Origin of the sequence: Citrobacter sp. Cb080 (genome assembly GCF_030334745.1) — a bacterium.
In the GTDB taxonomy this organism is placed as follows: Bacteria; Pseudomonadota; Gammaproteobacteria; order Enterobacterales; family Enterobacteriaceae; genus Citrobacter; species Citrobacter braakii.
In genome coordinates this window covers 44,722-63,426 of the sequence record NZ_JAOWDG010000080.1, presented here as the reverse complement: position 1 = coordinate 63,426, position 18,705 = coordinate 44,722, and the positions used below count along the sequence as shown (strand labels likewise).

At 53.1% G+C, this 18,705-nt stretch carries 18 protein-coding genes, 2 pseudogenes and 1 other annotated feature; of the genes and pseudogenes, 11 read left to right on the top strand and 9 right to left on the bottom strand.

Going from position 1 to position 18,705, the window contains the following annotated elements; translation table 11 throughout:
• Positions 1-16 precede the first annotated feature (16 nt).
• From sbmC to phsA, 5 genes are all read right to left on the bottom strand, one after another.
• Positions 17-484: a DNA gyrase inhibitor SbmC gene (sbmC, locus tag OGV38_RS19075; RefSeq protein ID WP_016156886.1), complete on the bottom strand. Its 468-nt coding sequence runs from the start codon at positions 482-484 to the stop codon at positions 17-19.
• Positions 485-607: 123 nt separating this feature from the next.
• Positions 608-1,780, bottom strand: coding sequence for a serine-type D-Ala-D-Ala carboxypeptidase DacD (gene dacD / locus OGV38_RS19070; RefSeq protein ID WP_286474451.1), 1,173 nt, complete (start codon positions 1,778-1,780; stop codon positions 608-610).
• A 138-nt stretch (positions 1,781-1,918) separates the two neighbouring features.
• Entirely contained in the window at positions 1,919-2,686 is a 768-nt protein-coding gene (phsC, locus tag OGV38_RS19065; RefSeq protein WP_019077107.1) for a thiosulfate reductase cytochrome B subunit, read from the bottom strand.
• Positions 2,683-3,261, bottom strand: a complete 579-nt coding sequence (gene phsB / locus OGV38_RS19060) for a thiosulfate reductase electron transport protein PhsB (RefSeq protein ID WP_019077108.1) — start codon at positions 3,259-3,261, stop codon at positions 2,683-2,685. Before phsB ends, phsC begins: the two co-directional genes overlap by 4 nt.
• Positions 3,262-3,275: 14 nt before the next feature.
• Positions 3,276-5,549 (bottom strand): thiosulfate reductase PhsA, encoded by a 2,274-nt coding sequence (gene phsA, locus OGV38_RS19055; RefSeq protein WP_181500256.1) that lies wholly within the window; start codon positions 5,547-5,549, stop codon positions 3,276-3,278.
• A 397-nt stretch (positions 5,550-5,946) separates the two neighbouring features.
• On the opposite strand from phsA, the gene sbcB reads away from it, so the two are divergent.
• Positions 5,947-7,371 (top strand): exodeoxyribonuclease I, encoded by a 1,425-nt coding sequence (gene sbcB, locus OGV38_RS19050; RefSeq protein ID WP_286474450.1) that lies wholly within the window; start codon positions 5,947-5,949, stop codon positions 7,369-7,371.
• Between the two features lie 60 nt (positions 7,372-7,431).
• Here sbcB and plaP read toward each other — a convergent pair whose 3' ends face one another.
• From plaP to OGV38_RS19035, 4 genes and pseudogenes are all read right to left on the bottom strand, one after another.
• A complete protein-coding gene (gene plaP / locus OGV38_RS19045) occupies positions 7,432-8,793 on the bottom strand; it encodes a putrescine/proton symporter PlaP (protein ID WP_286474448.1) in 1,362 nt (453 codons plus the stop codon).
• Positions 8,783-8,845, bottom strand: a complete 63-nt coding sequence (yoeI, locus tag OGV38_RS24995) for a membrane protein YoeI (protein ID WP_099045591.1) — start codon at positions 8,843-8,845, stop codon at positions 8,783-8,785. Before yoeI ends, plaP begins: the two co-directional genes overlap by 11 nt.
• 162 nt (positions 8,846-9,007) lie before the next feature.
• Positions 9,008-9,992 (bottom strand): annotated as a pseudogene (locus OGV38_RS19040) (LysR substrate-binding domain-containing protein).
• Between the two features lie 40 nt (positions 9,993-10,032).
• Complete coding sequence (locus OGV38_RS19035) at positions 10,033-10,857, bottom strand: SDR family oxidoreductase (RefSeq protein ID WP_286474445.1); 825 nt, start codon at positions 10,855-10,857, stop codon at positions 10,033-10,035.
• A gap of 174 nt (positions 10,858-11,031) precedes the next feature.
• On the opposite strand from OGV38_RS19035, the gene hisL reads away from it, so the two are divergent.
• The 10 genes and pseudogenes from hisL to OGV38_RS25165 all read left to right on the top strand — a co-directional run.
• Positions 11,032-11,079, top strand: a complete 48-nt coding sequence (hisL, locus tag OGV38_RS19030; RefSeq protein ID WP_100250077.1) for a his operon leader peptide — start codon at positions 11,032-11,034, stop codon at positions 11,077-11,079.
• Positions 11,055-11,177 (top strand) — a sequence feature (His leader region). Its footprint overlaps the gene before it by 25 nt.
• Before the next feature lie 44 nt (positions 11,178-11,221).
• Positions 11,222-12,121 (top strand): ATP phosphoribosyltransferase, encoded by a 900-nt coding sequence (hisG, locus tag OGV38_RS19025; protein ID WP_003834191.1) that lies wholly within the window; start codon positions 11,222-11,224, stop codon positions 12,119-12,121.
• A 5-nt stretch (positions 12,122-12,126) separates the two neighbouring features.
• Positions 12,127-13,431, top strand: coding sequence for a histidinol dehydrogenase (gene hisD, locus OGV38_RS19020; protein WP_109017434.1), 1,305 nt, complete (start codon positions 12,127-12,129; stop codon positions 13,429-13,431).
• On the top strand, positions 13,428-14,507 hold the full coding sequence (gene hisC / locus OGV38_RS19015) for a histidinol-phosphate transaminase (RefSeq protein WP_016156893.1): 1,080 nt from the start codon (positions 13,428-13,430) through the stop codon (positions 14,505-14,507). The genes hisD and hisC overlap by 4 nt, the downstream gene beginning before the upstream one ends.
• Positions 14,504-15,571 (top strand): bifunctional histidinol-phosphatase/imidazoleglycerol-phosphate dehydratase HisB, encoded by a 1,068-nt coding sequence (gene hisB, locus OGV38_RS19010; protein ID WP_016156894.1) that lies wholly within the window; start codon positions 14,504-14,506, stop codon positions 15,569-15,571. Before hisC ends, hisB begins: the two co-directional genes overlap by 4 nt.
• Complete coding sequence (hisH, locus tag OGV38_RS19005; protein ID WP_003030129.1) at positions 15,571-16,161, top strand: imidazole glycerol phosphate synthase subunit HisH; 591 nt, start codon at positions 15,571-15,573, stop codon at positions 16,159-16,161. Before hisB ends, hisH begins: the two co-directional genes overlap by 1 nt.
• The gene (gene hisA, locus OGV38_RS19000; RefSeq protein ID WP_137379529.1) at positions 16,161-16,898 is read left to right on the top strand and encodes a 1-(5-phosphoribosyl)-5-[(5-phosphoribosylamino)methylideneamino]imidazole-4-carboxamide isomerase; all 738 of its coding nucleotides are present in this window, start codon (positions 16,161-16,163) and stop codon (positions 16,896-16,898) included. Before hisH ends, hisA begins: the two co-directional genes overlap by 1 nt.
• The gene (hisF, locus tag OGV38_RS18995) at positions 16,880-17,656 is read left to right on the top strand and encodes an imidazole glycerol phosphate synthase subunit HisF (RefSeq protein WP_137379530.1); all 777 of its coding nucleotides are present in this window, start codon (positions 16,880-16,882) and stop codon (positions 17,654-17,656) included. Before hisA ends, hisF begins: the two co-directional genes overlap by 19 nt.
• Positions 17,650-18,261, top strand: coding sequence for a bifunctional phosphoribosyl-AMP cyclohydrolase/phosphoribosyl-ATP diphosphatase HisIE (gene hisIE, locus OGV38_RS18990; protein ID WP_000956425.1), 612 nt, complete (start codon positions 17,650-17,652; stop codon positions 18,259-18,261). Before hisF ends, hisIE begins: the two co-directional genes overlap by 7 nt.
• Positions 18,262-18,368: 107 nt before the next feature.
• Positions 18,369-18,584 (top strand): annotated as a pseudogene (locus tag OGV38_RS25165) (GDP-mannose 4,6-dehydratase); the annotation flags it as partial.
• Positions 18,585-18,705 lie beyond the last annotated feature (121 nt).

Here is an 18,705-nt window from a genome sequence, read left to right as displayed (position 1 = left end):
TTTACACCCCAAACAGTTACTTCGTCTGCACTGGCACGTACATTTCAATGTCCCAGTAACCGTCCTCCATGCCATTGTTCATATAAACTTCAAAGCAGGGTTTAGCGGCTATCGTATAAGTTGTATCCTGCAACAGGCGCTCGAAGAACTGATACCAAGGCGTCGCAAAATCGTGATTCTCAACGCGCGCAACAGCGACAGCATAGTCGCCACCCGCCAGTTCGGTGAGGATCACCCCTTCGCTGTTTTCCGGGATTTCAAAACCTTCAGGCACAGAAACCACGGTATCACAGCGCAATTTTTCCGCAGGAACAACATCAGGGTTGTCGTAATAAACAGCAATCCATTCCAACGGCACAATCTGTTTACCGTCGACCCACTTCATTAATTGCTCAAACCCCTGCTTCACCGTTTGTTCCCACGGTCCAACCATATGGAAACCGGCAATCATGCGTTTTTCGACCAGCTTTATCTCGTACTCCATACAACCTCCACTGTTACACTGTATTTATATACAGTGTAATTTCTGGCTATGTCGGCCACAAGGAAATAGTGATTATTATGTGAGCAGATTCGCACTCTTGCCAGTCAGACGCATCAGGAAAAACTACGACTTGTGGTGGAAATAGTCGCTCAGACGCGAGAAAACGCCGCCTTCGCCGACGGATTCCAGCGCAACCAGAGGCCAATGTGCCACCAGCTTATCCCGATCGTAGAGTTCAATTTCCCCCACACGTTGATGCGCAGCGATGGGAGCAACCAGCTCTTTCTTATCAAGGACATATTTTACTTTGATGTTAGGGACTTCTGCTTTAGGCAGGGCCATCCAGAAATCCTGCTCGGTTCCGAGGCTGATTTTTTCTTTATCGCCATACCAGATGCGTTCAGTGCCAACCTGCTTACCGCTACGCAAAACCTGCACTGTATCGAAGTTGTGTTGCCCCCATTGCAGCAGTTTACGCGCCTGATCTTCGCGCCCTTTCGCACTCTCCGCGCCCATCACCACCGCAATCAGGCGGCACTGACCATCGACGGCGGAAGCAATCAGGTTAAACCCGGCACCGGACGTATGCCCTGTCTTCAGGCCATCTACGTTCATAGTTTTATCCCACAACAAACCGTTACGGTTTTGCTGTGTGATGCCGTTCCAGGTAAGGCTTTTCTCACTGTACATATGGTAGAAATCCGGTTCCCCGTGGATGATAGCGCGGGACAGCACAGCCAGGTCGTACGCCGAGCTATGCTGACCCGGCGCATCCAGACCATGTACCGTTTCAAAATGGGTGTCCTGCAGGTTCAGTTTTTGCGCATAGTTGTTCATCATCGCGACAAACTGCGGCTGCCCTCCAGCGATGTAATCCGCCAGTGCCACGCAGGCATCATTACCGGAATCAACAATTAACCCACGACTGAGGTCGCGTACCGAAACGCGATCCCCTTCTTTCAGGAACATCAAGGATGAACCGACAAATACCGGATTATCTTTTGCCCATGCATCGCGCCCGACGGTGACAATATCTGTCGGACTAATACGCTTGCTGTCAATTGCGCGATCGACAACATAGCCAGTCATCAGTTTCGTCAGGCTGGCAGGATTGCGCTGCTGGTGTTCATTACCGGCTGTCAGGATTTGGCCCGTGGTGTAATCCATTAACACCCATGCCCCGGCAGTAATCGCAGGAGGTTGTGGGGCGAAGCTCACGGCATCGCTCGCCCAGGCGGGCGAAAAACTCATCGTTAATAGTGAAGCGGCAATAAACAAACGGCGTTTCAACAGCATGTCCTCAGGAAAGGGAGAAATAGCCGTTCTTTTTACGGAAGTTCTGTCGAACAAACATGGATAAATTGCAAGAAAATGTGACATAAGGCACATTTTCTTGCTATCAGGAAAGGGTTTCAGAGACAAACCTCGCAGGAACTACCCTTTACGCGGCGCGGTCTCTGCGTGATGACTGCGATGGCGGTGATAACCATCGATCATACTGCGAAAAATTTGCCCCGGTGTGTCACCCAGCGTGCACAGGTAAATATGCGCGCAGATGAACAGTAAGCCCACAATCGCTAATGCCATATGCAGCACCAGCATCACCGGCCCCGCCCCTACCACCTGCGGGTAGAGACATAGCAACCCGGTGATGATCAGTAGTGGAACCAGGGCGTACATGATGGCCAGGTAGGCCAGCTGTTGCAGCGGGTTAAATTTGTCCTCTGCCGTTGCGGCAAACGGGTGCGGCTCACCTTTCATAATGCCATACAGATAAAAGCGTGTTTGCAGCAGGCAGCGTGATATCAACCCGCTAAATTTCACGCGATAATGGCAGCCGTTACCGCTGGTTGCGTTTATTAACACAAAGCCAATCCAGAAGGCCAGCAATGCGAAGCCACACCAGGTATGTACCTGCACCATTAAGGCCACCGGTCCGACAGAAAAGTGGCCAAACAGGCCGCTCAGCAGAAGCAGGATAAAGAGCAGCGCATTACCCCAGTGCCAGCGGCGGACCGCCAGCGAATAAAGGTAGTCCCGATGCTCTTCCCCGGTTGCCGTTTTGGGCGCCAGCATCCGACGTAACAGCGCGTGCGTGACCAGACCCGCAATCATCAGCACAATAATAACGCCTGCATAAATGAGCCACAGCGGCCAGTAGTCCGGCGCATAGTGAAGCTCTGCTCCCCAGATAGAATTCATACATTACCCTCCTGATGGCTCTCTTTACGCCGATAGACACTCACCGGGCCGCTACGCGTATCCTGCTGGCGATAAACCTCTTTTTGATTAATCCAGTGCTGAATTTCCGGGTCATCGCGACGACCAAATTTCAGCGCATCCGTCGGACAAACGGAAACGCAGGCTGGCGATTGTCCGACCTCCAGGCGAGTATCGGCGCAGAAGTTACATTTGTCGGCAATCCCCGTTTGTGGGTTGAGGTAGCGGACATGGAACGGGCAAGCGGCAACGCAGTAGTCACAGCCAATACAGCGAGACTTATCCACTTGCACAATGCCATTTTCGTCACGAAATGAAGCACCGGTAGGACAGACGCTGACGCACGGCGCATCTTCACAATGCTGACAGGAAACGCGAACAAACTGGAAGTGGGACAGCACCTCGGGTTCATGTTCGGGTGAACGGATCTGCACTTGTAGGCGACTAAATCCCTCCGGCACGTCATTCAATACCTTGCAGGCAACCGTACACGCCTGACAGCCAATACAGCGTTTCTCGTCATGCAGCATGACATAAGGGTTTGTTGATTGATTCATGATATTCTCCTTTCTCATGCCCGACGAAGCGTGACGCCAGCGGTGTGCACCACCGTACCGGAAACCGAACTGGTAACATGCGGAAGCAAATTACCGCAGTGAATACCGTGCGTCGTCGCCGCGGTTTTAGCTCCCGCCTTGGCGCCAAATCCCATATAAACGAACAGCGTATCGGGTCGTATTCCGGCAGTAACCAGCGCTTTGCCTTTTTCCTTACCGGTCGCATTTTCCAGCCAAATCTCATCGCCGTTTTTGATGCCTTTTTCACGGGCCGTTTGCGGGTGGATCCACACCGCGTTATCCCACATCAGCTCACTCAGCAGTGGTACATATTGCGTCGCGCCGTTAGTATGCACCGCAACTTTTCCCTGAATAAAATAGAGTTCATTGTCGCCTTTGAGGGCAAAATTGCGGGCGCGCGGAATACCGTAGCCAGGCAAAAGTGCTTCCAGCTCTTCAGAGTAGAGTTCAATTTTTCCAGACGGAGATTTAAAGCGCAGTTGCTCGCCATAGGTACCGTCGCCATCAACCGCCACTGCGCCCGGATAACGCGCCACAAACTGACGCACCGCTTCAGGTTCCCGCAGCAGCAGCGGAATCCCCCACTCCCGATATCCTTTCTGACGCAGTTCAGCGGAAAGCGCATGATCGCCATTAAGCTGGTACAGCTGCCGTGTCTGCATATCCTGCCAGGGGTAGAACTGCCCAAGGCCTAACTGCACGGCCAGCTCTTTCCAGATTTGCCAGCTCGGACGCGCATCCCCAATCGGCTCTACAACCTGCTGGCGCAGGGCATAGGCCGGATTCAGGCCCGACATGTCAGAGACTTCTTCATCACGTTCAAGGTAGGTGCATTCGGGTAACAGATAATCGGCATATGCCGCGCTTTCGCTTAAATAGACATCGCAACTGACCACCAGATCGAGTTGTTCGACGGTTTTGACCAGATCAGGCCGACAGGTCACGGTTTGGAAAGGATTGTGGCGGGACATAATCCATCCCTTCACCGGATACGGCGTCTGGTTTAACACGGCATCGATGATGCTTTGCACCACGCCGCCGCCCGCCGCGATGTACTTGAATTGTGGGGCAACCAAATCGATGCGCTGCGCCGTTGGCTTGGGCAATTTGGCATCAGGTTTTGCCAGCACCGGAGCGACCTTCTCTCCGGCCAGCTTATTGTAGGTTGCCGCGGCTTTTTTCTGGTACAAGCCGCCTTCACGCTCAATATTTCCCAGCAGCGCATTGAGGGTGAAAATCATACGCCGCATATCAATTTCTTCTTGCGAAAACGTCGCGCGATGGCCAGGGCTGACGATAGCATGAGGCGCACAGGCGGCCATTTCGCGGGTGACCCGAACAATGACATCAGCAGGCACGTCAGCCTGCTTTTGCGCCCATTCCGGCGTGGTCTCTTGTACTGCTTCTGCCAGTTGGTCAAACCCTGTGGTGTAGCGTGCAACGAAGTCCGCGTCATACAGATGTTCATTAATCATGACGTGACACATGGCCATTAACACCGGCAAGTCGCCGCCCGGCTTGAGCGCATGCCATTCATCCGCCTTGCTGGAGAAAACTGACAAACGGGGATCGAAGCTGACCATTTTTGCGCCCTTTTCCTGCGCGGTCATCAGTTCATGCGTTTCGGCAACCTCAATACCTTCATAGAGATTGTGGCCAAAAGAGACCATATAACGGGTATTGGCGATATCCATAGCCAAATCGCCACCCATCATCACTTTGGCGGCAATCGATTTTCCGGCGGGGCATGTCGACGCATGCGTAAAGGTGTTTGGCGATCCAAACGCCGTTGCCAGCTGAAATAAATGACCCGAAAGCGAACCGGATTTGGAAGAGAATACGACCCCCTGAGGACCATGCTGCGCTTTTATTGCCGTCATTTTTTCGGCAATTTCTTTGTAAGCCTGTTCCCAACTAATAACCTGCCATTCTCCGCTGCCGCGAGGCCCTGTGCGTTTCATGGGTTTAACAATACGGTGCGGGTCGTTGACCAGGCTAACACCACTGCCTCCGCGCGCGCAGACACGCGTGCCTTGTTGAGGCGCATTAGGGTTCCCCTGAATAAAAACTGTCTTGTTATTAATTACCTGTGCCTGTATTGGGCAACAATAAGAACACATTTCGCACAAGCTTGGCGTCAGGGATGTTTTCCCCTTAATGCTCTCTGGAGAATTTCGCGCCAGTGCGCCAGGCGGAAAACTGCCTATCGCGCAGGCCGAGCAACCGATACCCACTCCTCGCAAAAAATTACGCCGACTAATGCTCATATAACCTCCTGTTATTAGATATATCCAATTATTATATGGTGTTTAAATTATTAATTTTTAACCTCACTCACATTTCATTAGAATATAGAGCAGTTAACCGCCAAAATAAAAAACCATTGTTTATAAAAGAATTTTAAAATTTCCAGAACACAACAAATCAGCACTAAATAACAATAATGGTTCTCATTTATATTATTTATCAGCTCATAGATTTCAGAAAATTTATTCCAGTAATGTCCCTTAACAGTGCAAAATTTATTAATCAATTCTATTAAATCCTGTTCATCTCAATTTTATTGCGTACATCATTCAGCATTGATAATCGCTTTGCTGATTACCTCGCTATTTTTTGGTATTCTTGGACGAGCGCTAAATTGATCCCGGACATAACTGAACAATGAATGACGGCAAGCAGCAACCTGGTTTTCTCTTTCACGATTACGAGACCTTTGGTACCCATCCGGCGCTGGACAGACCCGCGCAATTTGCGGCTATCCGCACAGATAGCGATTTCAACATCATCGGTGAACCTGAAGTCTTTTATTGCAAACCCGCAGACGACTATCTGCCGCAGCCTGAGGCGGTGCTGATAACCGGTATCACACCGCAGGAAGCGCGTGAAAAAGGAGAAAATGAAGCCGCTTTTACTGCGCGCATCCACGCCCTGTTCACCGTGCCGAAAACCTGTATCCTGGGCTATAACAACGTGCGCTTCGATGATGAAGTGACGCGCAACATCCTGTATCGCAATTTCTACGATCCCTACGCCTGGAGCTGGCAGCACGATAATTCACGCTGGGATCTACTGGATGTGATGCGCGCCTGTTATGCCCTGCGTCCTGAAGGAATTAACTGGCCGGAAAACGACGACGGCTTACCCAGCTTTCGCCTGGAGCATTTGACCAAAGCCAACGGTATTGAACATGCCAATGCCCACGATGCGATGGCCGATGTATACGCCACAATTGCCATGGCGCAATTAGTGAAGTCGCGCCAGCCGCGCCTGTTTGATTATCTCTACAGCCATCGCAATAAGCACAAGCTGGCCGCACTGATTGATGTCCCGCAAATGAAGCCGCTGGTCCATGTTTCGGGGATGTTCGGCGCATGGCGCGGCAACACCAGTTGGGTGGCGCCATTAGCCTGGCATCCTGAGAATCGCAACGCGGTGATTATGGTCGACTTAGCCGGTGATATTTCACCGCTGCTGGAACTGGACAGCGACGCGCTGCGTGAGCGGCTCTACACTGCTAAAGCTGATCTGGGAGATAACCCAGCCGTGCCGGTTAAACTGGTGCACATCAACAAATGCCCGGTACTGGCACAGGCGAATACCTTGCGCCCGGAAGATGCCGATCGCCTTGGCATTAACCGCCAGCATTGTCTGGATAATCTCAAAATACTGCGCGAAAACCCGCAGGTTCGCGACAAAGTGGTGGCCATCTTCGCCGATGCGGAACCCTTTACGCCATCAGATAACGTAGACGCACAGTTGTACAATGGTTTTTTCAGCGATGCCGATCGTGCCGCGATGAAAATCGTTCTGGAAACTGAGCCGCGCAATTTACCGGCGCTGGATATCTCCTTTGTCGATAAGCGCATTGAAAAGCTGCTGTTTAACTACCGCGCACGTAACTTCCCCGGAACGCTGGATGAAGCCGAACAGCAGCGCTGGCTGGACCATCGTCGTCAAATATTCACGCCGGAGTTTTTGCAAAATTACGCCAATGAATTGCAGATGCTGAGCCAGCAATATGCAGATAACAAAGGGAAACTGATGCTGCTGAAGTCACTCTGGCAGTATGCGCAAGAGATTGTATAACTCCCACGTATAAAAAAACCGGAGAACATGTCTCCGGTTTTTTTTATCTAAATACAGTTATTACGCGATATCTTCGTCGTACTGTGGCACCGGGTTACGGAAGCTTTTGGTCACGCAAGCCAGGTAAATCAGACCAATAGCGGCCCAGATCAGACCCAGAACCATTGAACTCTCTTCCAGGTTCACCCACAGCGCACCAACGGTCAGCGCACCGCACATTGGCAGGAACAGATACTGGAAGTGGTCTTTCAGCGTCTTGTTACGCTTCTCACGGATCCAGAACTGGGAGATCACCGACAGGTTAACGAAGGTAAACGCCACCAGCGCACCGAAGTTAATCAGCGCCGTCGCCATCACCAGGTCGAAGTTAATTGCCAGCAGAGCAATCGCACCAACCAGAATGATGTTCATGGACGGAGTACGCCATTTCGGGTGGACATAACCGAAGAAACTTTTCGGGAACACACCGTCACGCCCCATCACATACATCAGACGCGCTACGCCTGCATGCGCCGCCATACCTGACGCCAGTACGGTAATGGTAGAGAAAATCAGCGCGCCGACCTGGAAGAACTTACCAGCGACATACAGCATGATTTCCGGCTGCGAAGCGTCCGGATCCTTGAAGCGTGAGATATCCGGGAAGTACAGCTGCAACAGATAGGTGGAGACGATAAAGATCAGGCCACCAATCAGCGCGGTCAGGAAAATCGCCCGTGGGATCACACGTTCAGCGTCTTTGGTCTCTTCAGACAGGTTGCTGATACCGTCAAAACCGGTGAACGAGAAGCACAGGATAGTCGCTCCCGTGATCATCGGGATCACATGCGCATCACCTGACCAGAACGGACGGCTGCTCGCCAGCGTACCGGCACCTTCCCCTTCGAACACGCCATAAACGACCATGCCGAGGATCACTGCAATCAGCACCACCTGCAACAACACGATGACGGTGTTGAAATTCGCAACAGATTTCAGACTGCGCAGGTTAAAGGCGGTCATAAAGGCCACCAGCGCCACCACGAATATCCATGACGGTATCGACGGCACCAGAGCTTCAAAATAAATTTTCGCCAACAGAATGTTGATCATCGGTGCGAACAGGTAGTCCAGCAGTGATGACCAACCCACCATAAAGCCAACGGTCGGGCTAATGGATTTCTGGGCATAAGTGTAGGCAGAGCCTGCAGACGGATAGCGACGCACCAGTTTACCGTAGCTCAGTGCGGTAAAGAGGATGGCGATCAGTGCAAAGGCGTAAGCTGTCGGGACGTGACCATCGGTCACTCCTGATACGATACCGAATGTATCGAACAGCGTCATCGGCTGCATATAGGCAAGGCCCATCATGACAACCGGAACCAGCGTAAGCGTTTTACGTAATTCCACGCGAGAGGTGTTTGGAGTAGCGTTATGCGACATGGTTATCCCCCATTACGGCGAAAACCGTCGCGTAAGCAAAAAATTGCCCCATTTTTTGTTAATCCTCAGCGACAACAACTGTCGATTTTTAAGTAAGTATCTATCCGGTACGAAGCCCGGCCTCTTTTATGAATGATTGGTTTGATGCAAAAAAATAACCGACGCGTATTAAAACGTCGGTTAATGTCATTTTTTGCAAGCGGCGTATTTTGCACTAATTTGGAGAGAAATAACAAGAGATTGAAGCTACTACAAAAGAATATTTTTTCTTAACTGATTGATTTATCAGCAGCCGTTTTAACATACACCCCCGCAATAGCACTATTTGCTAAAATCTCATCCCGCCACCAGGCACTGGCCAACCCGGCAGTCTGTTCATTCCAACCTATCCACACAGGTTCAAAGATAATTTGTGCGACCACCTTTTTCTCAATCAGAGCGCCACTTTCCAGAAATCGCTGTGCCAGGTAGCGCGGAATATAGCCGCATCCCAGACCACTGATTTGCAGTTCCAGCTTGGTTTTGAAGTCAAAAACGGTGATGGCTTCCTGATCGTCAAGCACCTGGGAGCCGGAGACGTTGGCATGCTGTGCATTGTCGCCCACCACAATCGCGCGAAAACGCCGAATAGTGCGACGATTCAACGGCTCCTGTTCCTGCGCCAGCGGATGATGCGACGCAACCACAAACACCTGCTCCAGAACCCCTAGCTGCGCAAAGCCAAATTCGCTCGCGGCAGGCGGCTCATGTGTGGCGCCGACAATAATATCCGCCCGCCCCTGAGTGAGGGCATCCCAGGAGCCGCCCAGCACGCCATTGATAAATTTCAGGCGCGTCACACTGTGGTGTTGATAGAAAGATTCGATGAGTGGGGCCAGCAGCGAAAAGGGAAACGTATCATCTACGCCAATAACCAGTTCATTCTCCCAGCCTTCGTGAAGTTTAATCGCCTGCTTTTCGAGTTCGCGGACGGTGTGCAACACCTCCCGCCCCTTTTCCAGCAGCATCTGCCCGGTACGGGTAAACTTAGCCCGATGTCCGCTGCGATCGAGTAGCTGAATATTAAGATCGCTTTCCAGCTTATGGACGGTGTAGCTCAGCGCAGACGGCGTCTTAAACAATTTTGCCGACGCCGCAGCGAAACTGCCCTCTTTTTCCAACGCATCGAGGATGATAAGAACGTCCAGCAGTGGTTTCATACTCGCCCCCTGGCGGTATCAGCGGCACTCTGCTGGTCTGTCACTCCATCGGCATCACCAGCGGGTCAGGATACTGGTACTCAAACCCAAGCTCGTTACAAATACGGTTGCCATCAATGACTTTACCTTTACCGTTATCCTCATTGCCACGAAATTCCGGCGGCTCCATCCCCAACTGGCGGGCCATCTGTGGATAGAACACATTGCGCGCCGGATGCATAGGCGCACATATATTATAGATGTGTCCCCCTTTTGGCGCTTGCAGCAGCAAAGAGATGGCGGAAACCACATCATCCAGATGCACCAGATTGACGCCATGGTGTCCATCTGGCGCCGTCTTGCCAGCGAAAAAACGACCGGGATGTCTTCCTGGGCCGACAAGTCCGGCCAGGCGCAAAATATCCACCGAAGTGCCGGGTAAATTGTGCAACCAGTCTTCAAGTTCTTTCAAAACGCGACCACTTGCCGTGACCTGGTTACGCGGAGTCCCTTCTTTCACGATGCCTTGTGCATCGCCATAGACCGACGTCGAACTGGTAAAAATAATCCGCGGGATACGGTACGCCAGCGCACTGTCGACCAGCTCCTGCATAGCCTGCAGGTAAAATGTCTCCCCCGGACCGCTACGGCGCGCAGGTAGCGTAATAACCAGCACGTCGGCGTCCATCAGTGCGTCGAGATCGTCTGTCTCACAGACCAGTTCAGGCTCCAGGCGCAGCGAGTAGCTCTCTATACCACTCATGCGGGCCGCTTCCACCCCATCCAATGTGGTTTTGCTGCCGGTAACCTGCCAGCCTCTCGCCGCCAGCGACATAGCTAACGGCATGCCTAACCAACCTAAACCGACAATTGCGACCTTTTTCATGCCTTCTCTCCTGACTTTTGGCCTATAACGCAAGGCTACGCTAGCCCACAGTGACTGACAATTCATAGTATCAATATGAAATGAATTAATGATCAAAAAAAGCCCTTGCTTTCCGTAGCTAAAGTGGTTTAGGTTAAAAGACATCAAATGAATAAACATTCATCGAGAAAATTTATGACACGCGCTCAATTCAAACACCATCATCACCATCATCCTGACTAGTCTTTCAGGTGATGTGTGCTGGGAGACATTTAAATCTTCCAGCGGTGCATGAGCGTATGAGAAAGCCCCCGGAAGATTTCTTCCGGGGGCTTTTTTTGTGCGTGACCCAAACTGATTCAGACAGGATAACGAGGAATAAAGAATGTTAGATAACACCCGTTTACGCATAGCTATGCAGAAATCAGGTCGTTTAAGCGATGATTCACGCGAATTGCTGGCCCGTTGCGGCATTAAAATTAATCTTCACACCCAGCGCCTGATCGCGATGGCTGAGAATATGCCGATCGATATTCTGCGCGTGCGTGATGACGATATCCCGGGTCTGGTGATGGACGGCGTCGTAGATCTCGGCATCATCGGGGAAAACGTTCTCGAAGAGGAACTACTCAACCGCCGGGCACAGGGTGAAGATCCTCGCTATTTTACCCTGCGTCGTCTGGACTTCGGCGGCTGCCGTCTTTCGCTGGCTACCCCGGTTGATGAAGCCTGGGATGGCCCGGCAGCGCTGAACGGTAAGCGTATCGCTACCTCTTACCCACACCTGCTTAAACGTTATCTTGATCAAAAAGGGGTGTCGTTTAAATCCTGTCTGTTAAACGGCTCTGTAGAAGTCGCTCCCCGCGCAGGTCTGGCTGATGCGATTTGCGATCTGGTGTCAACCGGAGCCACGCTTGAAGCCAACGGTCTGCGTGAAGTGGAAGTGATTTACCGCTCTAAAGCCTGCCTGATTCAGCGCGACGGCGAAATGGCCGAAGCCAAGCAACAACTGATCGACAAACTGCTGACCCGTATTCAGGGGGTTATTCAGGCTCGTGAATCAAAATACATCATGATGCACGCGCCGAGCGAACGTCTGGACGAAGTCATCGCCCTGCTGCCAGGCGCTGAGCGCCCTACCATTCTGCCACTGGCGGGTGACCAGCAGCGCGTAGCCATGCACATGGTCAGCAGCGAAACCCTGTTCTGGGAAACGATGGAAAAACTGAAAGCGCTCGGCGCCAGCTCCATTCTGGTGCTGCCGATTGAGAAGATGATGGAGTGATAGCCATGAGCTTCAATACCCTGATCGACTGGAATAGCTGTAGCCCCGAGCAGCAGCGCGAACTGCTGATGCGCCCGGCGATATCCGCCTCTGAAAGCATTAGCCGCACGGTGGCCGAGATTCTTGAGAACGTCAAAAATAACGGCGACCGGGCGCTGCGTGAATACAGTGCGAAGTTTGACAAAACCGAGGTCGGCGCGCTGCGCGTCACCGAAGAAGAAATTCAGCAAGCCAGTAGCCGCCTGAGCGACGAGCTGAAACAAGCCATGCGGGCGGCGGTGCGTAATATTGATGCGTTCCACACCGCGCAAATTCTGCCGCCGGTGGATATTGAAACTCAGCCTGGCGTGCGCTGCCAGCAGATTACTCGCCCTATCGCCTCCGTAGGCCTGTATATTCCTGGGGGATCGGCACCGCTCTTCTCGACCGTATTAATGCTGGCGACCCCGGCGCGTATCGCTGGCTGCAAAAAAGTGGTGCTCTGCTCACCGCCGCCGATTGCCGATGAAATCCTCTACGCCGCGCAACTGTGTGGCGTAAAAGAGGTGTTCAACGTGGGCGGCGCGCAGGCCATTGCCGCGCTGGCGCTGGGTACCGAGTCTATTCCTAAGGTCGATAAAATTTTCGGGCCAGGCAATGCGTATGTGACCGAAGCCAAACGTCAGGTCAGCCAACGTCTTGACGGCGCGGCTATCGACATGCCTGCGGGCCCGTCTGAAGTGCTGGTTATTGCCGACAGCGGCGCGACGCCTGACTTTGTTGCTTCCGACCTGCTCTCTCAGGCCGAACACGGCCCCGACTCGCAGGTTATCCTGCTGACACCAGACGCTACGCTGGCCGAAGGCGTGGCTAAAGCCGTTGAACGCCAGCTTGCCGAGCTTTCCCGCGCCGACACCGCACGTCAGGCGCTCGCCGCCAGTCGACTGATCGTCGCCAGAGACCTTGAGCAATGCGTGGCCATCTCTAACGCCTACGGCCCGGAGCACCTGATTATTCAGACCCGTAACGCGCGTGAACTGGTTGACGATATCACCAGCGCTGGTTCGGTCTTCCTGGGTGACTGGTCTCCTGAGTCGGCTGGCGACTATGCTTCCGGCACCAACCACGTTCTTCCGACCTACGGCTATACCGCAACCTGCTCAAGCCTTGGGCTGGCTGATTTCCAGAAACGGATGACGGTACAGGAATTAACTCCCCAAGGTTTCTCTGCCCTGGCCTCCACCATTGAAACACTGGCCGCTGCTGAACGACTGACTGCCCACAAAAATGCCGTCACCCTGCGCGTTAACGCCCTGAAGGAGCAAGCATGAGCACTGACAACTTTCTCAGCGTCACTGATTTAGCCCGTAAGAATGTTCGCGAGTTAACGCCCTATCAGTCTGCCCGTCGTCTTGGCGGTAACGGGGACGTGTGGCTCAACGCGAATGAGTACCCAACCGCCGTTGAGTTCCAGCTACGCCAGCAGACGCTGAACCGCTATCCGGAGTGTCAGCCGAAAGCCGTAATTGAGAATTACGCGCAATATGCTGGCGTCAAACCAGAGCAGGTGCTGGTCAGCCGCGGCGCAGATGAAGGGATCGAACTGCTGGTGCGCGCTTTTTGCGAACCCGGTAAAGATGCAATTCTCTACTGTCCGCCGACTTACGGCATGTACAGCGTCAGCGCCGAAACGATTGGCGTTGAATGCCGCACCGTCCCGACCCTGGATAACTGGCAGCTGGATTTACAAGGCATCGCGGACAAGCTTGATGGCGTGAAAGTGGTCTACGTATGCAGCCCCAATAACCCAACCGGCCAGCTGATAAATCCGCAGGACCTACGTTCACTGCTCGAAATGACGCAGGGTAAAGCCATCGTGGTCGCTGATGAGGCCTATATTGAGTTTTGTCCGCAGGCTACGCTGGCAGGCTGGCTGTCTGAGTATCCGCATCTGGCAGTATTACGCACGCTGTCCAAAGCGTTTGCTCTCGCCGGTTTACGCTGCGGATTTACGCTGGCGAATGAAGAGGTTATCAATCTACTGTTAAAGGTGATTGCTCCCTACCCGCTTTCTACCCCGGTAGCGGATATTGCCGCCCAGGCGCTGACGCCACAAGGGATTTCCGCCATGCGCCAACGCGTAGAGCAGATCCTGCAAGAGCGTCAGTATCTGGTGGAGAATCTGAAAACCATTCGCTGTGTAGAGCAGGTTTTCGACTCTGAAACCAACTATGTTCTGGCGCGCTTCACCGCATCAAGCAGCGTATTTAAATCTTTGTGGGATCAGGGCATTATCTTACGAGATCAGAATAAACAACCTTCATTAAGCGGCTGCCTGCGAATTACTGTCGGAACCCGCGAAGAGAGCCAGCGCGTCATTGACGCCTTACGTGCGGAGCAAGTATGAGCCAGAAGTATCTTTTTATTGACCGTGATGGAACCCTGATTTCCGAACCGCCAAGTGACTTTCAGGTCGATCGCTTTGACAAACTCGCCTTCGAGCCGGACGTCGTTCCCGTTTTGCTGAAGCTGCAAAAAGCCGGCTTTAAGCTGGTGATGATTACTAACCAGGATGGACTCGGTACGCAGAGCTTCCCGCAGGCCGATTTTGACGGTCCGCATAACCTGATGATGCAAATTTTCACCTCTCAGGGCGTCGCGTTTGATGAGGTGCTGATCTGCCCGCACCTGCCAGCGGACGCGTGTGATTGCCGTAAGCCAAAAATGAAACTGGTTGAGCAGTATCTGGTTGAACAGGCCATGGATGTGGCAAACAGCTACGTCATTGGTGATCGGGCGACCGATATTCAGCTCGCAGAAAACATGGGCATTAGCGGATTACGCTACCACCGTGACACCCTGAACTGGGCGATGATCGGCGAACAGTTGACCAAAAGAGACCGCTACGCGCACGTTGAGCGCAATACCAAAGAGACGCAGATTGACGTCAAAGTCTGGCTGGACCGCGAAGGCCGTAGCAAAATCAATACCGGCGTTGGCTTCTTTGACCACATGCTGGATCAAATCGCTACCCACGGCGGTTTTCGCATGGAGATTGCCGTCAAAGGCGATCTGTATATTGACGATCACCACACCGTTGAAGATACCGGTCTGGCGCTGGGTGAAGCCTTAAAGCTGGCATTAGGCGATAAACGCGGTATCAACCGTTTTGGTTTTGTGCTGCCGATGGACGAGTGCCTGGCACGTTGCGCGCTGGATATCTCGGGGCGTCCGCACCTGGAATACCGCGCGGAGTTTACCTACCAGCGCGTTGGCGATCTGAGCACAGAGATGATTGAACACTTCTTCCGTTCACTCTCTTACACCATGGGTGTCACCTTGCACCTGAAAACCAAAGGGAAAAATGACCACCACCGTGTGGAGAGCCTGTTTAAAGCCTTTGGTCGTACGCTGCGTCAGGCTATTCGCGTAGAAGGCGATACGCTGCCCTCCTCAAAAGGAGTGCTGTAATGAACGTGGTGATCCTTGATACCGGCTGCGCCAATCTGCACTCGGTGAAATCCGCCGTCGCACGCCATGGATACGACCCTGTTGTCAGCCGTGACCCGGACGTGGTGCTACGTGCCGATAAACTGTTTCTGCCGGGCGTCGGTACCGCCCAGGCGGCTATGGACCAGTTGCACGAGCGTGAACTGATTGAACTGATTAAAGCCTGTACGCAACCGGTACTGGGGATCTGCTTAGGCATGCAACTGCTTGGCCGCCGCAGCGAAGAGAGTAACGGTGTCTCTCTGTTGGGCATTATTGAGCAGGACGTTCCGAAGATGACCGATTTCGGTCTGCCACTGCCGCATATGGGCTGGAATCGCGTCTATCCGCAGGCAGGAAATCGTCTGTTCCAGGGCATTGAAGATGGCGCATATTTCTACTTTGTACACAGCTATGCTATGCCGGTGAACCCGTGGACCATTGCCCAGTGCCATTACGGCGAACCGTTTACCGCGGCAGTACAAAAGGACAATTTCTTTGGCGTGCAGTTTCACCCTGAACGCTCGGGCGCGGCTGGGGCGCAGTTGCTGAAAAACTTTCTGGAGATGTAATGATTATTCCGGCATTAGATTTAATCGACGGCACGGTGGTGCGTCTTCATCAGGGCGATTACGCAACGCAACGTGATTATGGCAACGATCCTCTCCCCCGTTTACAGGATTACGCAGCTCAGGGTGCCGAAGTACTGCACCTGGTTGATTTAACTGGCGCGAAAGACCCGGCGCAGCGGCAGATCCCACTGATTAAAACGCTGGTCGCTGGTGTCAATGTTCCGGTACAGGTTGGCGGTGGCGTGCGCACTGAATCGGACGTTGCGGCGCTGCTTGACGCAGGGGTGGCGCGCGTGGTGGTAGGTTCGACGGCAGTAAAATCCCCCGAGGTAGTCAAGAGCTGGTTTGCCCGTTTTGGCGCCGACGCGCTGGTACTGGCGCTGGACGTTCGTATTGACAAGCGCGGTAATAAACAGGTAGCGGTTAGCGGCTGGCAGGAAGATTCCGGGGTTTCTCTGGAAGAACTGGTTGAGACCTATTTACCCGTCGGCCTGAAGCACGTGCTGTGCACCGATATCTCCCGCGACGGCACGCTGGCTGGCTCAAACGTCGCGCTTTATGAAGAAGTGTGCGCCAAATATCAGCAGGTAGCATTCCAGTCATCTGGCGGCATTGGAGGGATCGAGGACGTAGCAGCCCTGCGTGGAACCGGCGTACGCGGCGTGATCGTCGGACGCGCCCTGCTGGAAGGTAAGTTCACCGTTGAGGAGGCCATTCAATGCTGGCAAAACGCATAATTCCTTGTCTGGACGTTCGTGATGGGCAGGTGGTAAAAGGCGTCCAGTTTCGCAATCACGAGATTATTGGCGACATTGTCCCGCTGGCAAAACGCTATGCCGATGAAGGCGCAGATGAACTGGTGTTCTACGATATCACCGCCTCCAGCGATGGCCGCGTAGTGGATAAAAGCTGGGTATCTCGCGTGGCGGAAGTGATCGATATTCCGTTCTGCGTTGCCGGTGGCATTAAATCCATCGTCGATGCGGCGCGCATCCTCTCCTTCGGGGCGGATAAAATCTCTATCAACTCCCCGGCGCTGGCTGAACCGGAGCTTATCACCCGCCTGGCGGACCGCTTCGGCGTGCAGTGTATCGTGGTAGGCATTGATACCTGGTATGACGCTGAAACCGGCAAATATCATGTTAATCAATATACCGGGGATGAAAGCCGTACCCGCGTCACGCAGTGGGAAACGCTGGACTGGGTGCAGGAAGTACAGAAGCGCGGCGCGGGTGAAATCGTCCTGAACATGATGAACCAGGACGGCGTGCGTAACGGCTACGATCTGGAGCAACTGAAAAAAGTGCGCGACGTGTGCCACGTACCGCTGATTGCCTCCGGCGGCGCGGGCACCATGGAACACTTCCTTGAAGCCTTCCGGGACGCCGACGTTGACGGCGCGCTTGCCGCTTCCGTCTTTCACAAGCAAATTATTAATATTGGCGAATTAAAAGCGTACCTGGCAACACAGGGCGTGGAGATCAGGATATGTTAACGAAGCAACAATGCCGCGAGCTGGACTGGGAAAAAACCGACGGACTGATGCCAGTCATCGTGCAGCATGCGGTTTCCGGTGAGGTACTAATGCTGGGTTATATGAACCCGGAAGCACTGGATAAAACGCTTGAAAGCGGCAAAGTGACCTTTTTCTCGCGGACCAAACAGCGCCTGTGGACCAAGGGTGAAACCTCCGGTCACTTCCTGAACGTGGTGAGCATCGCGCCCGACTGCGACAACGACACCCTGCTGGTACTGGTTAACCCGATTGGCCCGACCTGCCATAAAGGCACCTCAAGCTGCTTTGGCGATGCCAGCCACCAATGGCTGTTCCTGTATCAACTGGAGCAACTACTGGCCGAACGTAAAACCGCTGACCCGGCAAGCTCCTACACTGCGAAGCTGTATGCCAGCGGCACTAAACGTATTGCCCAGAAGGTAGGCGAAGAAGGCGTAGAGACCGCGCTGGCCGCAACCGTGAACGATCGTTTCGAACTGACCAATGAAGCCTCTGATCTGATGTATCACCTGCTGGTTCTGCTGCAGGATCAGGACCTGGATCTGACGACGGTGATTGAGAATTTACGCAAAAGACATCAGTAATCCCCTTCCCCAACCCGGACATCGCGCCGGGTTTTCTTTAGTCTTCCTTTCGATAACCTAAATGACAGATTGCGATGTTAGACTGAAGCAGGCGCGTCTGGGCCCGTTTTGTGAAAATGAATCTCGACGATAACGCCGACATGGCTGCGTTGTCCGCCGAAGCACAGTTCGATCGCGTCATCCATCTTGCGGCACAAGCCGACGTACGTTATTCATTGGAGAATCCCCACGCCTAAGCACAGGCAACCCTCGTAGGTCACTTCAACATCCAGGAAGGCTGTCGACAACACCATTATTTGGCTAGGATCTCAAAAAAGCATGGAACTAAAACGGGTCTATTTACAGAATCGCGAGTTTTATAAGGCTTAAAAAAAGAAGCCCTCATGAGGGCTTTTTCTATCGTAGCCCGGCCAAGCGAAGCGTCGCCGGGAACGGTACAAAAAC

Bases quoted from the DNA above. Each gene is read 5' to 3' on its own strand.
- sbmC (WP_016156886.1), bottom strand. From the start codon at position 484: ATGGAGTACGAGATAAAGCTGGTCGAAAAACGCATGATTGCCGGTTTC.
- dacD (WP_286474451.1), bottom strand. From the start codon at position 1,780: ATGCTGTTGAAACGCCGTTTGTTTATTGCCGCTTCACTATTAACGATG.
- phsC (WP_019077107.1), bottom strand. From the start codon at position 2,686: ATGAATTCTATCTGGGGAGCAGAGCTTCACTATGCGCCGGACTACTGG.
- phsB (WP_019077108.1), bottom strand. From the start codon at position 3,261: ATGAATCAATCAACAAACCCTTATGTCATGCTGCATGACGAGAAACGC.
- phsA (WP_181500256.1), bottom strand. From the start codon at position 5,549: ATGAGCATTAGTCGGCGTAATTTTTTGCGAGGAGTGGGTATCGGTTGC.
- sbcB (WP_286474450.1), top strand. From the start codon at position 5,947: ATGAATGACGGCAAGCAGCAACCTGGTTTTCTCTTTCACGATTACGAG.
- plaP (WP_286474448.1), bottom strand. From the start codon at position 8,793: ATGTCGCATAACGCTACTCCAAACACCTCTCGCGTGGAATTACGTAAA.
- OGV38_RS19035 (WP_286474445.1), bottom strand. From the start codon at position 10,857: ATGAAAAAGGTCGCAATTGTCGGTTTAGGTTGGTTAGGCATGCCGTTA.
- hisG (WP_003834191.1), top strand. From the start codon at position 11,222: ATGTTAGATAACACCCGTTTACGCATAGCTATGCAGAAATCAGGTCGT.
- hisD (WP_109017434.1), top strand. From the start codon at position 12,127: ATGAGCTTCAATACCCTGATCGACTGGAATAGCTGTAGCCCCGAGCAG.
- hisC (WP_016156893.1), top strand. From the start codon at position 13,428: ATGAGCACTGACAACTTTCTCAGCGTCACTGATTTAGCCCGTAAGAAT.
- hisB (WP_016156894.1), top strand. From the start codon at position 14,504: ATGAGCCAGAAGTATCTTTTTATTGACCGTGATGGAACCCTGATTTCC.
- hisH (WP_003030129.1), top strand. From the start codon at position 15,571: ATGAACGTGGTGATCCTTGATACCGGCTGCGCCAATCTGCACTCGGTG.
- hisA (WP_137379529.1), top strand. From the start codon at position 16,161: ATGATTATTCCGGCATTAGATTTAATCGACGGCACGGTGGTGCGTCTT.
- hisF (WP_137379530.1), top strand. From the start codon at position 16,880: ATGCTGGCAAAACGCATAATTCCTTGTCTGGACGTTCGTGATGGGCAG.
- hisIE (WP_000956425.1), top strand. From the start codon at position 17,650: ATGTTAACGAAGCAACAATGCCGCGAGCTGGACTGGGAAAAAACCGAC.